The 14,949-nt window shown below is 40.0% G+C and carries 11 protein-coding genes; all 11 read left to right on the top strand.

Translation table 11 applies throughout. The annotated features are described in order from the left end of the window. Positions 1-49 precede the first annotated feature (49 nt). The 11 genes from rpsB (at position 50) to rimP (ending at position 14,885) form a co-directional block, all read left to right on the top strand. On the top strand, positions 50-760 hold the full coding sequence (gene rpsB, locus JN080_RS13105) for a 30S ribosomal protein S2 (protein WP_256236457.1): 711 nt from the start codon (positions 50-52) through the stop codon (positions 758-760). Between the two features lie 204 nt (positions 761-964). Then, entirely contained in the window at positions 965-1,846 is an 882-nt protein-coding gene (tsf, locus tag JN080_RS13100) for a translation elongation factor Ts (protein WP_256236456.1), read from the top strand. Between the two features lie 274 nt (positions 1,847-2,120). Further along, entirely contained in the window at positions 2,121-2,843 is a 723-nt protein-coding gene (gene pyrH / locus JN080_RS13095) for a UMP kinase (protein ID WP_256236455.1), read from the top strand. Between the two features lie 2 nt (positions 2,844-2,845). After that, the gene (gene frr / locus JN080_RS13090) at positions 2,846-3,403 is read left to right on the top strand and encodes a ribosome recycling factor (protein WP_256236454.1); all 558 of its coding nucleotides are present in this window, start codon (positions 2,846-2,848) and stop codon (positions 3,401-3,403) included. A gap of 196 nt (positions 3,404-3,599) precedes the next feature. Then, a complete protein-coding gene (locus JN080_RS13085) occupies positions 3,600-4,382 on the top strand; it encodes an undecaprenyl pyrophosphate synthase (protein WP_256236453.1) in 783 nt (260 codons plus the stop codon). Between the two features lie 97 nt (positions 4,383-4,479). Continuing rightward, positions 4,480-5,268 (top strand): phosphatidate cytidylyltransferase, encoded by a 789-nt coding sequence (locus JN080_RS13080; RefSeq protein ID WP_256236452.1) that lies wholly within the window; start codon positions 4,480-4,482, stop codon positions 5,266-5,268. Between the two features lie 165 nt (positions 5,269-5,433). Continuing rightward, on the top strand, positions 5,434-6,576 hold the full coding sequence (dxr, locus tag JN080_RS13075) for a 1-deoxy-D-xylulose-5-phosphate reductoisomerase (protein WP_256236451.1): 1,143 nt from the start codon (positions 5,434-5,436) through the stop codon (positions 6,574-6,576). Between the two features lie 18 nt (positions 6,577-6,594). After that, positions 6,595-7,857: an RIP metalloprotease RseP gene (gene rseP, locus JN080_RS13070; RefSeq protein ID WP_256236450.1), complete on the top strand. Its 1,263-nt coding sequence runs from the start codon at positions 6,595-6,597 to the stop codon at positions 7,855-7,857. A gap of 119 nt (positions 7,858-7,976) precedes the next feature. Further along, positions 7,977-9,677 (top strand): proline--tRNA ligase, encoded by a 1,701-nt coding sequence (locus JN080_RS13065; RefSeq protein WP_256236449.1) that lies wholly within the window; start codon positions 7,977-7,979, stop codon positions 9,675-9,677. Between the two features lie 151 nt (positions 9,678-9,828). Next, positions 9,829-14,151 carry a PolC-type DNA polymerase III gene (locus JN080_RS13060; RefSeq protein WP_256236448.1) on the top strand — a complete coding sequence of 1,441 codons (4,323 nt, stop codon included), beginning with the start codon at positions 9,829-9,831 and terminating at the stop codon, positions 14,149-14,151. A 263-nt stretch (positions 14,152-14,414) separates the two neighbouring features. Then, complete coding sequence (rimP, locus tag JN080_RS13055; RefSeq protein ID WP_256236447.1) at positions 14,415-14,885, top strand: ribosome maturation factor RimP; 471 nt, start codon at positions 14,415-14,417, stop codon at positions 14,883-14,885. The last annotated feature ends 64 nt before the right edge of the window (positions 14,886-14,949 follow it).

The following is a 14,949-nucleotide window of genomic DNA, read 5'->3' as shown; positions in this document are numbered from 1 at the left end:
CTGTCAAAAATGAGATGGGCGGAGGAAAACAAACCTAGGAGGAAACAAAATGTCAGTCATTTCAATGAAACAATTGCTTGAAGCTGGTGTGCACTTTGGACACCAAACGCGTCGCTGGAACCCTAAGATGAAGAAATATATCTTCACCGAGCGTAACGGCATTTACATCATCGACCTTCAAAAAACTGTTAAGAAGGTAGAAGAAGCATACAATTGGGTGAAAGAACTTTCTGCTAACGGTGGTACAATGCTTTTCGTTGGTACAAAGAAGCAAGCCCAAGATTCTGTTAGAGATGAAGCAACTCGCTCAGGTATGTATTATGTGAACCAACGTTGGTTAGGCGGAACTTTAACAAATTTTGAAACCATTCAAAAGCGTATCGGACGTCTAAAAGACATCGAAAGAATGGCTGAAGATGGTACTTTTGATGTACTGCCTAAAAAAGAAGTTGTTCAATTACGTAAAGAACAAGAACGTCTAGAAAAATTCCTGGGCGGCATTAAGAATATGAAACAGCTTCCAGATGCTCTTTTCATTGTTGATCCTCGCAAAGAGCGGATCGCTGTTGCTGAAGCTCATAAATTGAACATTCCAATCGTAGGAATTGTTGATACAAACTGTGATCCAGATGAAATCGATGTTGTTATTCCTGCAAACGATGACGCAATTCGTGCTGTTAAATTATTAACAGGTAAAATGGCAGATGCTATTTTAGAAGCGAAGCAAGGCGAAGAATTAGTAGAAGTAGCTGCACAATAAGGGATAAACTGCTAGGAAACACAAAAAAAGGTGATAAGAGGGAGCCCCTTTATCACCTTTTTTTAAAGATTGTTTAGATTTACTTAATTTGGCAAAGATATGGTGTAGACTACATAGGAATGGGAAAAGCGGAAGTGCTCGTTTAGCGAAGTACACTAGTCGCTGGGCGCAGAAGCTGGACAAATTAAAGGAGGATGTGTAATTATGGCAATTACTGCCCAAATGGTAAAAGAATTACGTGAAAAAACAGGTGCTGGTATGATGGATTGCAAAAAGGCACTTACAGAAACTGATGGAGATATGGATAAAGCAATTGACCTTCTTCGTGAAAAAGGAATTGCAAAAGCTGCGAAAAAATCAGATCGTATTGCTGCAGAAGGTATTACAAATATCTTAACTGAAGGAAATGAAGCTGTTATTCTTGAAGTAAACGCTGAAACAGACTTCGTTGCAAAAAATGAAGGCTTCCAAACACTTGTAAAAGAATTAGCTCAGCATCTATTAGCTAACAAACCTGCGAACGTGGAAGACGCATTAGCTCAAACAATGGAAAATGGGGCAACTGTTGCGGATCATATTAATGCTGCTATTGCAAAAATTGGTGAGAAACTTTCGCTGCGTCGTTTTGCTGTAGTATCAAAAACTGATAACGATGCGTTTGGTGCGTACTTGCATGCAGGCGGCCGTATTAGTGTGTTAACTGTCCTTGAAGGCACAACTGATGCTGCTGCAGCGAAAGATGTATCTATGCATATTGCTGCATTAAACCCTAAATACGTCTCTCATGACCAAGTATCACAAGAGGAAGTTGAGCATGAACGTGAAGTATTGACTCAACAGGCATTAAACGAAGGCAAACCAGAAAAGATTGTTGCAAAAATGGTTGAAGGCCGTTTAGGAAAATTCTTTGAAGAAGTATGCGTACTTGACCAAGCATTCGTGAAAAATCCTGATCAAAAGGTTCGCCAATTTGTTGAATCTAAGGGTGCTACGATTCGTGAATTTATCCGCTATGAAGTGGGCGAAGGTTTAGAAAAACGCGAAGAAAACTTTGCAGAAGAAGTTATGAACCAAATTAAGAAATAATTATAATATAAAAAACGAAGTAAATGTATTGCAATAAATCTAAAGGGAACACAGTGTGTTCCCCTTTTTTAAAGCGGAAGCGCCCGTTTAGCGCACGACAGGACTGGAGCACACCGACTAAGATAAAGGAAACACGAAGAGCGGAAGCGCATTCGTGCTTGGCTTATCGTAGGGAGGTGGGCGAAGTACACTAGTCGCTGGGAGCTGTAGCTAGATACTCAAATTTCAAAGATATATATTCTTTTGTTAAACGAATTTACATATGGAGGTTCTTATGAGCGGCCCTAAATACGAACGCGTTGTATTAAAATTGAGCGGAGAAGCACTTGCCGGAGAATCCAGCTTTGGAATTAATCCAACTGTTATTAAATCGATAGCAGGTCAGGTGAAAGAAATAGCCGAGTTGGGTGTAGAAATTGCTGTTGTTGTCGGTGGCGGGAATATTTGGCGTGGTAAAACTGGCAGTGAAATGGGCATGGATCGTGCTACTGCAGATTATATGGGAATGCTTGCAACGGTTATGAACTCGTTAGCTCTACAGGACAGCCTTGAACAATTGGGGATTGAAACACGAGTACAAACCTCAATTGAGATGCGCCAAGTTGCAGAACCATATATTAGACGGAGGGCGATCCGCCATCTTGAGAAAAAGCGTGTTGTCATTTTTGCTGCTGGGACAGGAAATCCTTATTTTTCAACGGATACTACTGCCGCATTAAGAGCAGCTGAAATTGAAGCAGACGTCATCTTAATGGCCAAAAATAATGTCGATGGTGTTTATTCAGCTGACCCTCGTCTTGATAATACGGCAACAAAATATGACCAGCTTTCATACCTTGATGTAATCAAGGAAGGATTGGCTGTAATGGACTCGACTGCATCGTCACTCTGTATGGATAATGATATTCCACTAATTGTTTTCTCGATAATGGAGAAAGGCAATATCAAGCGTGCCGTTATGGGTGAAAAAATTGGAACAATTGTGAGGGGGAAATAATAATGCCAAAACAAGTGATTGCCAATACAAAGGAAAAAATGAAAAAAGCGATCCAAGCGTATACTCGTGAACTTGCGAGCATCCGTGCCGGCAGGGCAAGTGCCTCATTACTTGACAGAATAATGGTTGATTACTATGGTGCACCTACACCAGTTAATCAACTAGCGGGAATTAGTACACCTGAGGCTCGTTTACTAGTAATTCAGCCTTACGATAAAACGATTCTTGGTGACATTGAAAAAGCAATTCTTAAATCTGATTTAGGCTTAAATCCTTCAAATGACGGTTCAATTATTCGACTTTCCATTCCTCAGCTAACAGAGGAACGACGTAAAGAACTTGTTAAAGTTATTAAGAAAGAATCAGAAGAAGCAAAGATCGCTATTCGTAACATTCGCCGTGATGGAAATGAAGAAGTAAAGAAGCTTGAGAAAAACGGTGAAATTACGGAGGACGAATTAAGAGGCTATTCTGATGACATCCAAAAAGTAACAGACGAACATATTGCTAAAATTGATCAAATTACAAAAGATAAAGAAAAAGAAATAATGGAAGTCTAGCATAGACCCTCTTCTTAGGGGGTTTTTTCTCTTTTTACCCAATTCTTTTATCCTTTTGTTATACATAAAATATTTAATAGAGATATCTTTTTTCTTTTTTGGTATGATAGTCTCATGTAAAAAAACATTTACATCTATAATTGGGCAATACTCTTTTTTCGGAGGAAGAAATGAACATTATTGGAGGAGCGCTGTCATGTTAAATAAAATAAGGCTTTGGAAGAAACAAAATACCTCTTCCCCACTCCGAGACAGGATAGAACAAGTTAAAAAGGTAACTATTCCAGAGCATGTAGCGATTATTATGGATGGAAATGGCAGATGGGCAAAAAAAAGAGCTTTACCCCGAATTGCCGGCCATCATGAGGGAATGAAGGTTGTTCGCAAAATAACGAAGTTGGCAAATGTGTTAGGGATTAATGCTCTGACATTGTATGCTTTTTCAACGGAAAATTGGAAAAGACCGAAAATTGAAGTTGATTATTTAATGAAGTTACCTGAAGAATTTTTAGGAACCTTTCTTCCTGAGCTAATTTCGGAAAATGTTCAAGTGCAAATGATGGGCTATCAAGACCAACTTCCTTTACATACACTTCATGCCATTGAAAAGGCAATTGATGATACAAAAAACAATGATGGCCTTATTTTAAACTTTGCCCTTAATTATGGAAGTAGAGCAGAGATTATTGACGCAGTGAAACACGTCTTAAAAGATTGCAAAAGTGGTATAATGAATGAGAGTGTATTAGACGAAAATACATTTTCATCATACTTAATGACTTCAAATTTAGCTGATCCAGACCTTTTAATCCGCACAAGCGGAGAAATCAGGTTAAGCAACTTTATGCTATGGCAGTTGGCTTATACTGAATTTTGGTTTACTGAAGTATTATGGCCTGATTTTAGTGAAGAGCATTTCCTCGAAGCAGTGGAAGCATTCCAAAAACGGCAGCGACGTTTTGGAGGGGTTAATAGCTGAACTTAAAAACATGATTAGGTGTTGAGTATTGGGTTCTTTTGCATGTATCCTTAATAGGGATGTTTGCAAAGGACGTTAAAAAAGGTGTTGAATAATAGTGAAGACAAGAATCGTAACAGCAGTTGTAGCAGCAGCGCTATTCTTGCCAATTGTTTTTTATGGCGGCCTTCCAGTCGTTTTATTAACGTATTTACTTGCAAGCATTGGCTTATATGAACTTTTAAAAATGCGTAAGTTAAGTCTCTTTTCAGTTTCAGGATTGCTTTCGTATTTATTGCTTTGGGTGATTCTTTTCCCAAGTCAATATCAGGATGTCTTGGCCTATTTAAATTATTCGAAAATGGAACTCGGTATTGCAATGGTTTTATTATTGTTAACTTATACAGTCATTACAAAAAACCGCTTTACATTTGATGATGTTGCCTTTTCCGTTTTAGCTGCAGTGTATGTTGGAATAGGCTTTTACTTTTTTATGGAAACCCGCCAAGCAGGTCTTGTGTATATTTTTTATTCTTTATTTATGATCTGGGCAACCGATTCGGGTGCGTATTTTATAGGAAAAGCGATGGGGAAAACAAAGCTTTCGCCAGAAATTAGTCCCAATAAAACGGTTGAAGGCTCAATTGGTGGAATTGTATGTGCAATGATCATTGCGGCTCTGTTTGTTTTCTTAACGGATATTGATGCAACACTTTGGTCATTATTAGGAATTACCCTATTCCTTTCTGCTTTTGGACAACTTGGTGACTTGGTCGAATCGGCATTGAAACGTCATTTTAATGTCAAGGATTCAGGTAAGCTCTTGCCTGGCCACGGCGGGATTCTTGACCGTTTTGATAGTTTATTATTTGTTTGGCCTTTGTTGCATTTTTTTCATATTATTTAATGAAGCACGACAGTGCACTTTTCTTAATGTCTAGCTTCGACGCACAGGAAGTGCTAGTGCCGACGTTGCCGTTAGGACGGCAACGCTTTTAGTCGGCCAGCGCCTAGCGACTAGTGTACTTCGCTGACCAGGAGCTTACGCTTTTCTTATTGGAGTTGACAAATATTGAAGTTAATTAGTTTATTGGGTGCTACAGGATCAATTGGCACACAGACATTGGATATCATTAAAGAGCATCCCGCAGAGTTTAGATTAGTGGCGATGTCAGTAGGGAAAAACATTAAATTAACCCGAAAAATCATTGGAGACTTTCGGCCGGAGCTTGTATCTGTTCAAGAAAAGAGTATGTTTGAAACACTAAAAACTGAATTTCCTAGTACACATTTTACTTATGGCGATCATGGATTGATTGAGGTAGCTGTTTATGAAAAAGCAGAGGTCCTCGTAAATGCTGTTCTTGGAAGTGTTGGTCTAAATCCGACGCTTCAAGCCATTGAATGCGGCAAAACAATTGCGATTGCCAACAAAGAAACATTGGTAACAGCAGGACATCTTGTTATCGAAGCTGCCAAAAGAAATAATGTTCCGCTTCTTCCGGTCGATAGCGAGCATTCGGCGATTTTTCAAGCGTTGCAAGGCGAGAAAATGAAAAATATTGAACGGCTTATTATTACTGCCTCAGGCGGGAGTTTTCGTGACCGTACCCGTGATCAGCTCGAAAATGTGACAGTTCAAGAAGCCTTAAATCATCCTAATTGGTCGATGGGAGCAAAAATTACGATCGATTCAGCGACGATGATGAATAAGGGATTGGAAGTAATCGAGGCACATTGGCTGTTTAATATGCCTTATGAAAAAATAGATGTACTGCTTCATAAAGAAAGTATTATTCATTCCATGGTTGAATTTCATGATAGCAGCATCATTGCTCAACTAGGTTCACCTGACATGAGGGTGCCAATCCAGTTGGCACTCACTTATCCCGATCGCTTGCCGCTTTTATCGGCAAAACGGTTAAATCTAGCCGAAGTTGGCATGTTACACTTTAAAGAGATGGATTTTGAGCGGTTTCGCTGTCTGAAATTTGCTTATGAAGCAGGTAAAAAAGGCGGGACAATGCCAACTGTATTAAATGCTGCCAACGAGGTAGCGTCAGTGGCCTTTTTGGAAGGTAGAATTCGCTTCCTGCAAATTGAAGACCTTGTTGAAAAGGCACTCATCAGCCATCAGACAATTGAAAATCCCAGCCTTGCTCTCATACAGGAAGTTGACAAAGAAACGAGACAGTATGTACATTCACTTCTATAAAAAAAGGTGGTTATATATTTGAGTACAGTTATTGCCTTTATTGTAATCTTTGGCGCACTCGTTTTCTTTCATGAATGGGGCCATTTCTTTTTTGCAAAGAGAGCAGGTATATTATGCCGTGAATTTGCAATTGGATTTGGACCAAAGGTATTCTCCCATAAAAAAGGTGAAACGACGTATAATATTCGGTTATTGCCGATTGGCGGCTATGTCCGAATGGCTGGAGAAGATCCAGAAGTGGTTGAAATTAAGCCAGGATATCGAATTGGCCTGCTATTTGATAAAGAAAACAAAGTCACGAAACTTATCTTAAATAATAAGGAAAAGTATCCTAAATGCCGAATTGTCGAAGTAGAACAAGCAGATATTGAAAAGGATTTATTCATAAAAGGATTCCCCGAAGATGATCCAGACAATATGGAGACCTTTTCAGTTCTCCCAACAGCGGTCATTGTTGAAAATGGTGCTGAAACCCAAATCGCACCAGTTGACCGTCAATTTGGGTACAAGACATTGGCGCAAAGGACAATGACGATTTTTGCTGGACCCTTGATGAACTTTGTCTTAGCATTTGTAGTATTTATTATCATTGCCTTATTGCAGGGCGTGCCAACAAACGATCCTAAGCTTGGGGAGATTACCCCAGATGGTGCCGCAAAAGCAGCTGGTTTGCAACAAGGTGATATTGTTCAAAGCATCAATGGATCGGAAATTTCCAGTTGGGCAGATGTTGTTGAATTGATTCGTAAAAATCCGAATAAAAAGCTTGATTTTACAATCAATCGAGCTGGCAAGGATATGGAAATTGTGGTCACACCAATTGAAAAAAAAGTTGAAGGTGAAAAAATTGGGCTGATAGGTGTATATAGCCCGGTTGAAAAGTCACCTGTCCAGGCAGTTAAGTCAGGCTTTCAAGAGACTTATTTTTGGACAAAGCAAATTTTTGTTTCACTTGAAAAATTAGTGACAGGTCAATTTTCCATCAATATGCTCTCAGGTCCGGTTGGAATTTATGCGTCTACTGATGCCGTCGCGAAATCAGGAATATACTACTTAATGAAATGGGCCGGAGTTCTGAGCATTAACCTTGGCATCATGAACCTCTTACCAATTCCAGCATTGGATGGCGGCAGGCTGATGTTTTTTGCAATCGAAGGATTAAGGGGAAAACCGATTGATAAGCAAAAGGAAGGTATGGTGCATTTTATTGGTTTCGCCCTTCTGATGCTATTAATGCTTGTAGTTACATGGAATGACATCCAGAGATTTTTTCTGAAATAATAAAAAAAGCGGAAGTACTCAAGCCGCTTGAGCTAAACAGTTTTAATAAACCCCTGTTGTAAAACGGGGGTTTGCCATTATAATAAGTGAAGTAAACGTAAATGAGGTGCAATGAAAAAATGAGACAAACAAAAACGCTTATTCCAACACTTAGACAAATTCCGGCAGATGCGGATACAAAAAGCCATCAACTTCTTCTTAAAGCAGGTTTTATTCGGCAAAATGCAAGCGGGGTATACAGTTATATGCCACTTGGCAAAAGAGTTCTTCAAAAGGTTGAGGCCATTGTCCGCGAAGAAATGGATAATGCCGGCGCAGTAGAATTGTTAATGCCAGCGCTTCAAGCTGCAGAGTTATGGCAGGAATCTGGCCGTTGGTATACATATGGACCCGAGTTAATGCGTTTAAAGGACCGACATGAGCGTGAGTTTGCCCTTGGTGCAACACATGAGGAAGTCATCACGAGTCTTGTCCGTGATGAAGTAAAGTCCTACAAAAGATTGCCGCTAACTTTATACCAAATTCAGACGAAATTTCGAGATGAAAAGCGCCCTCGCTTTGGGTTGCTGCGCGGCCGTGAGTTTGTGATGAAGGATGCTTATTCCTTCCACTCCAATCAGGAGAGCTTAGATGAAGTCTATCAAGACTTATTTGATGCCTATTCAAATGTGTTCAGACGCTGCGGGTTGAATTTCCGGGCTGTTATTGCCGATTCCGGTGCAATGGGTGGTAAGGATACACATGAGTTTATGGTCTTATCGGAGATCGGAGAAGATACGATTGCCTATTCCGATACATCCAATTATGCAGCAAACATCGAAATGGCTCCAGTCAATATTGAATACCAAAGAATGGACGAAACTGCCAAAGAAATTGAGAAAGTTTTAACAGAAAACCAAAAAACGATCGATCAGGTCTCTGACTTCCTGCAAATTAAAGCTGAAAGAATAATCAAATCACTGCTGTTTAAAGTAGACGATAAGTATGTGCTTGTACTTGTTCGAGGCGACCATGAAGTTAATGATATTAAACTTAAAAACTTGTTAGGGGCTGGCGTTGTCGAATTAGCTTCACCGGCAGAAACGGAAGAAATATTGGCTTGTACAGTTGGTTCCCTTGGCCCAATTGGTGTAAAAAATGTAGAAATAGTTGCTGATCATGCAGTTAAAGCAATTGTCAATGGTGTCTGCGGTGCAAACGAAGAACACTATCACTATTTAAATGTTAACCCTGATCGTGATTTTGAGGTTAACTCCTACGCTGATTTACGCTTTATTCAAGAAGGCGATCCATCACCAGACGGAGAAGGAAAAATTTTGTTTGCCAAAGGAATCGAAGTCGGCCATGTCTTTAAACTGGGAACACGCTACAGTGAAGCGATGAATGCGACCTACCTTGATGAAAATGGGAAAGCAAAGCCATTTATAATGGGGTGTTATGGGATCGGGGTTTCACGTACGGTTGCCGCGATAGCAGAACAATTTAATGATGAAAACGGTCTTGTTTGGCCGGCAAACATCGCTCCATATCAATTGCACTTAATTGCTATTAACATGAAAGACGATTCACAAGCTGAACTAGCTGAAACTCTTTATAAAGAGTTAAATAAGAAATATGAAGTTTTATTTGACGATCGCCAAGAAAGACCAGGTGTGAAATTTGCGGATTCGGATCTTATTGGCTTGCCAATTAGGATTACCGTTGGTAAAAAAGCTGCAGAAGGTATTGTCGAAGTGAAGGTTCGCACAACAGGTGAAATGATTGAAGTGCCTAAAGCAGAACTTTTTGAAAAAATTAATGAGTTATTAACAGCACAATAACACGATAGGAGGGTGATCCATACTGGGTCATCCTCCTTATTTACTTAAAATGGAACTGTCGAAAATCCCCGAATGAATCCTGTCATATGATATAATTACTTCTTGATAACAATTAAACAGAGAGAAGATTTGAGAGATGGGAGAGAGAGCGATGAGCGAACATGCTTTAAGCAATAGAGAGCGATTTAATGTCTTGCTCCAGCAAATCCAAATGACGGATGATACTGAAGTCGTTCATTTTCAAAATGCACAAATTGAAAAACTTGTAGTAGAAAAAAAAGCACGAAAATGGCATTTTCAATTTTTATTTGAAAAGATTTTACCCTTCCGAGTATATAATCGTTTTACTTCACTATTAGAACGGGCTTTTTCAAATATTGCAGCAATTTCATATCATATTCAAGTTTCTGACCAAAGCTTTTCACCCGAGCTATTTGCCGATTATTGGAATGCTTCCATTCAGCAGTTGGACGGGATTGCTCCGCCGTTACTCAAGCTGCTCAACGAACAGATTCCTAGTATTCAGGGAAATAAAGTAACAATATCCGTTCGAAATGAGACAGAGGGACTGACAATCAAGCGTAAATATGCAGGGATGGTCGCAACTATTTATCAAGCTTTTGGTTTTCCACTTGTTACATTCGAGACAGTTGTTAATATAGAAGAAAAAAATAATGAGTACAATCAATTCCTCATCGCAAAGCAAAAAGAAGACCAAGAACGAGCCATGCAGGCTATGGTCGAATTGCAGAAGAAGGAAGCGGATAAAGATCATAATGCGGGTGAGAGTGAAGGTCCGCTTACGATCGGACTTACGATTAAAGCAGATGCTGAATTCCGCAGCTTGATCGATATTGTCGATGAAGAAAGACGAATTGCAATTGAAGGGTACATTTTTGATGCTGAAACGAGAGAGCTTCGAAGCGGGCGGACGTTGTTAACCTTTAAAGTTACCGACTATACAAGCTCTATCCTTGTCAAAATGTTTTCACGTGATAAAGAGGATGCTGTTCTTTATCAGCGTGTAAAAAAAGGCATGTGGGTGAAGGTTAGAGGCAGCATTCAAAATGATACATTTGTACGAGATTTAATTATGATTGGTAATGATATTAACGAGATAAAGGCACCTGGCCGTAAGGATACGGCACCGGAAAATGAAAAACGGGTCGAACTGCATCTTCATACTCCTATGAGTCAAATGGATGCTGTTACTCCGGTAGCAGCCCTTGTTGCCCAGGCAGCCAAGTGGGGACATAAAGCGATTGCGGTGACAGACCATGCTGTTGCTCAATCGTTTCCAGAAGCATATAGTGCTGGTAAAAAGAATGGTATCAAGACTCTATTTGGAATTGAAGCAAATTTAGTCGACGATGGAGTACCGATTGCCTATAATGAGGCACATCGCCTCTTAGCTGAAGAAACGTTTGTTGTTTTTGACGTTGAAACAACAGGGCTTTCAGCTTATTATAATACGATTATTGAACTCGGGGCGGTAAAGATACGCGGCGGCGAAGTGATTGACCGCTTTGAATCATTTGTTAACCCGCACCACCGCTTATCTGCAACAACTATCAATTTAACAAGCATCACCGATGACATGGTTCAAACTGCGCCTGATATCGAAGAGGTAATCAAAAGGTTCTCTGATTGGATAGGAAATGATACTCTAGTCGCGCACAATGCCTCGTTTGATATAGGCTTCTTGAATGCAAGCTTAAAAAAGATCGGCTTTGAAAAGGAAAAGAATCCTGTTATCGATACATTGGAACTTGGGCGATTTCTCTACCCTGAAATGAAAAATCACCGTTTAAATACATTAGCAAAGAAATTCGATATCGATTTAACCCAGCATCACCGTGCGATCTATGATGCCGAGGCGACTGGTTATTTACTGTTGAAAATGTTAAAGGATGCCCTTGAAAAAGGAATTGAATACCATGATCAGTTAAATGAAAACATGGGAAAAGGAAACGCATTTCAGCGTGCAAGACCTTATCATTGTACGCTGCTAGCGCAAAATGATGTTGGCCTAAAGAACATGTTTAAGCTTGTGTCGATTGCTCACCTTGAATATTTTTACCGGGTTCCAAGAATCCCAAGGTCGGTCCTTCAAAAGTATCGAGAAGGGATCCTTGTCGGTTCAGCCTGTGACAAGGGTGAAGTGTTTGAAGGGATGATGCAAAAGTCACCTGAAGAAGTTGAAGCTTTTGCCGGTTTTTATGACTATCTTGAAGTCATGCCAAAGCCTGTTTATGCACCATTGATCGAAATGGAACTTGTTCGTGATGAGAAGGCGTTAGAAGAAATAATCGGAAATATCGTCAAACTTGGTGATAAACTTGGCATTCCGGTCGTCGCAACAGGAAATGTTCATTATTTAAATGAAAACGATAAGATTTACCGAAAAATTTTAATTAACTCACAAGGCGGTGCAAATCCGCTTAACCGCCACAAACTGCCGGATGTCCATTTCCGGACTACAAATGAAATGCTGGATGAGTTTTCATTTTTAGGTGCAGAGAAGGCAAAAGAAATTGTTGTGACAAATACCAATAAAATTGCCGATATGATTGATGCAATTTCACCGGTAAAGGAAGAATTGTATACTCCAAAAATTGAAGGCGCCGAAGAAGAAATGCGTGAGCTAAGCTATACGAGGGCCAGAAAAATTTATGGTGATTCTTTGCCGGAAATTGTTGAAGCACGGCTTGAAAAGGAATTAAACAGTATCATCGGCCATGGGTTTTCGGTTATTTACTTAATTGCCCATAAACTTGTAAAAAAATCTCTTGATGATGGCTACCTGGTTGGATCACGTGGTTCGGTTGGTTCATCACTCGTGGCAACCATGTCAGACATCACTGAAGTAAATGCATTGCCGCCGCACTATGTATGTCCAAACTGTAAAACGTCCGAATTTATTGCCGATGGTTCGGTCGGCTCAGGTTTTGACTTACCTGATAAAAATTGTCCAAACTGCGGGGCAAAATACCGGAAAGACGGCCATGATATCCCTTTTGAAACCTTCCTTGGTTTTAAAGGAGATAAAGTTCCGGATATTGACTTGAACTTCTCAGGTGAATATCAGCCGACTGCCCATGATTATACCAAAGTATTGTTTGGCGGAGATAATGTTTTCCGCGCTGGAACCATTGGTACGGTTGCTGACAAAACGGCTTTTGGTTACGTGAAAGCGTACCAGCAGGATAACAATCTTCATTACCGAGGTGCCGAAATTGACCGGCTTGCCTCTGGCTGCACGGGTGTAAAAAGAACGACTGGACAGCATCCAGGCGGTATTATTGTTATCCCTGATTATATGGATATTTATGATTTTTCACCGATACAATTTCCTGCAGATGATCGGACAAGCGAATGGCGGACAACACACTTTGACTTCCACTCCATTCATGATAATGTATTAAAGCTTGATATTCTGGGACATGATGATCCAACCGTCATCAGAATGCTGCAGGATTTAAGCGGCATTGATCCAAAAACAATTCCAACAGATGACCCGGATGTCATGAAAATTTTCAGCGGTCCTGAGTCACTTGGGGTAACAGCGGAACAAATTATGTGTAAAACCGGGACACTGGGGATTCCGGAATTTGGTACAAGATTTGTTCGGCAGATGCTTGAAGAGACCAAGCCAACGACATTTTCGGAATTAGTTCAGATTTCAGGGCTTTCACACGGGACAGACGTTTGGCTCGGCAATGCCCAGGAGTTAATTCAAAATGGCACTTGTATTCTGAGCGAGGTTATTGGCTGCCGTGACGATATTATGGTTTACCTTATTTACCAAGGGCTTGACCCGTCGTTTGCATTTAAAATTATGGAATCTGTCCGTAAAGGGAAAGGTTTAACAGACGAAATGGAAGCGGAAATGCGGAAAAATGAAGTACCGGAATGGTACATTGATTCCTGTAAAAAAATCAAGTATATGTTCCCAAAAGCCCACGCCGCTGCTTATGTTTTAATGGCGATTCGGATAGCCTACTTTAAAGTCCATCATCCGCTGCTTTACTATACCGCCTACTTTACAGTTCGTGCGGAGGATTTCGATGTTGAAGCAATGGCAAATGGCTCTGAAGCGATCCGTGCAAAGATTATCGAAATCAATGCGAAAGGCCTTGATGCTTCTAATAAAGAGAAGAGCTTATTAACCGTTTTAGAACTTGCACTTGAAATGACGGAAAGAGGCTACTCCTTCCAGAAAATCAATTTATATAAATCAGCTGCCACTGATTTTACAATTGAGGGAAATACGTTGATTCCTCCATTTAATGCCATTCCAGGTCTTGGGACAAACGTTGCCCTTAATATTGTTAAAGCAAGGGAAAAAGGTGAGTTCTTATCAAAAGAAGATTTGCAGCAGCGTGGAAAAGTATCCAAAACGATAATTGAATACTTGGATAACCAAGGCTGCCTTGCTGATTTGCCGGATCAAAACCAATTGTCACTATTTTAAAACGGGGCTGACTTAAGCCCGCAAAACGGGCGTTTCCGCTTTTATGGTTTGCAACTATTATTTGGTTATGGTATAGTTTTATTGGAAATACTAAGATATACTCTCGTGTGATCAAGAGTGGGGCAACCCGCTCTTTTGTCTTGTGTATAGAAAAAAACGGAAAATTAAAACCGATTGCTTAAAAAAGCTGCATGGTAAATTGAAAGAACTTCCCGTTTAATACGTAAAATAAGGGTGAAAAATTTTGAAAAAGGGGGTTAAGCATGAGCAAAGTCACAGAAATAGTAGAAGAACTAGCTGCGCCAATCACCAGCGAGCTTGGGTTAGAACTGGTTGAAGTTGAATATGTAAAAGAAGGAAAAAATTGGTTTTTGCGTGTTTATATCGACAAGGACAATGGCGTTGATATTGAAGAATGTGGGCTTGTAAGTGAAAAGCTTAGCGAAAAACTAGATGAAATTGATCCGATTCCCCATAATTATTTTCTTGAAGTATCCTCTCCTGGTGCCGAAAGACCGTTGAAAAAGGAAAAGGATTTTGAGAAAGTTATTGGCAAAAACGTTTTTGTCAAAACATATGAGCCAATTGATGGCGAAAAAACTTTCGAAGGAATTTTAACAAGCTTTGATGGCAACATGGTTTCAATCGAAGCGAAAATAAAAACACGAAAGAAAATGGTTGAAATACCATATGAAAAAGTGGCAAGCGCACGGCTGGCAGTAAGTTTTTCATAAAGGAAAAGGGGCGGAGTGCTCAAAAGTATCGGTTTATCCAATATTGAATATTGAGGGATATCAA

Source organism: Bacillus sp. EB600, assembly GCF_024494385.1.
GTDB lineage: Bacteria > Bacillota > Bacilli > Bacillales > Cytobacillaceae > JAEVLT01.
The sequence above is the reverse complement of the archived record's forward strand: the minus strand, read 5'-3'. Positions and strand labels throughout refer to the sequence as shown.

Coding starts and splice junctions, on each gene's coding strand:
- rpsB (WP_256236457.1), top strand. CDS start 50: ATGTCAGTCATTTCAATGAAACAATTGCTTGAAGCTGGTGTGCACTTT.
- JN080_RS13085 (WP_256236453.1), top strand. CDS start 3,600: ATGTTAAATAAAATAAGGCTTTGGAAGAAACAAAATACCTCTTCCCCA.
- frr (WP_256236454.1), top strand. CDS start 2,846: ATGCCAAAACAAGTGATTGCCAATACAAAGGAAAAAATGAAAAAAGCG.
- tsf (WP_256236456.1), top strand. CDS start 965: ATGGCAATTACTGCCCAAATGGTAAAAGAATTACGTGAAAAAACAGGT.
- rimP (WP_256236447.1), top strand. CDS start 14,415: ATGAGCAAAGTCACAGAAATAGTAGAAGAACTAGCTGCGCCAATCACC.
- JN080_RS13060 (WP_256236448.1), top strand. CDS start 9,829: ATGAGCGAACATGCTTTAAGCAATAGAGAGCGATTTAATGTCTTGCTC.
- JN080_RS13065 (WP_256236449.1), top strand. CDS start 7,977: ATGAGACAAACAAAAACGCTTATTCCAACACTTAGACAAATTCCGGCA.
- pyrH (WP_256236455.1), top strand. CDS start 2,121: ATGAGCGGCCCTAAATACGAACGCGTTGTATTAAAATTGAGCGGAGAA.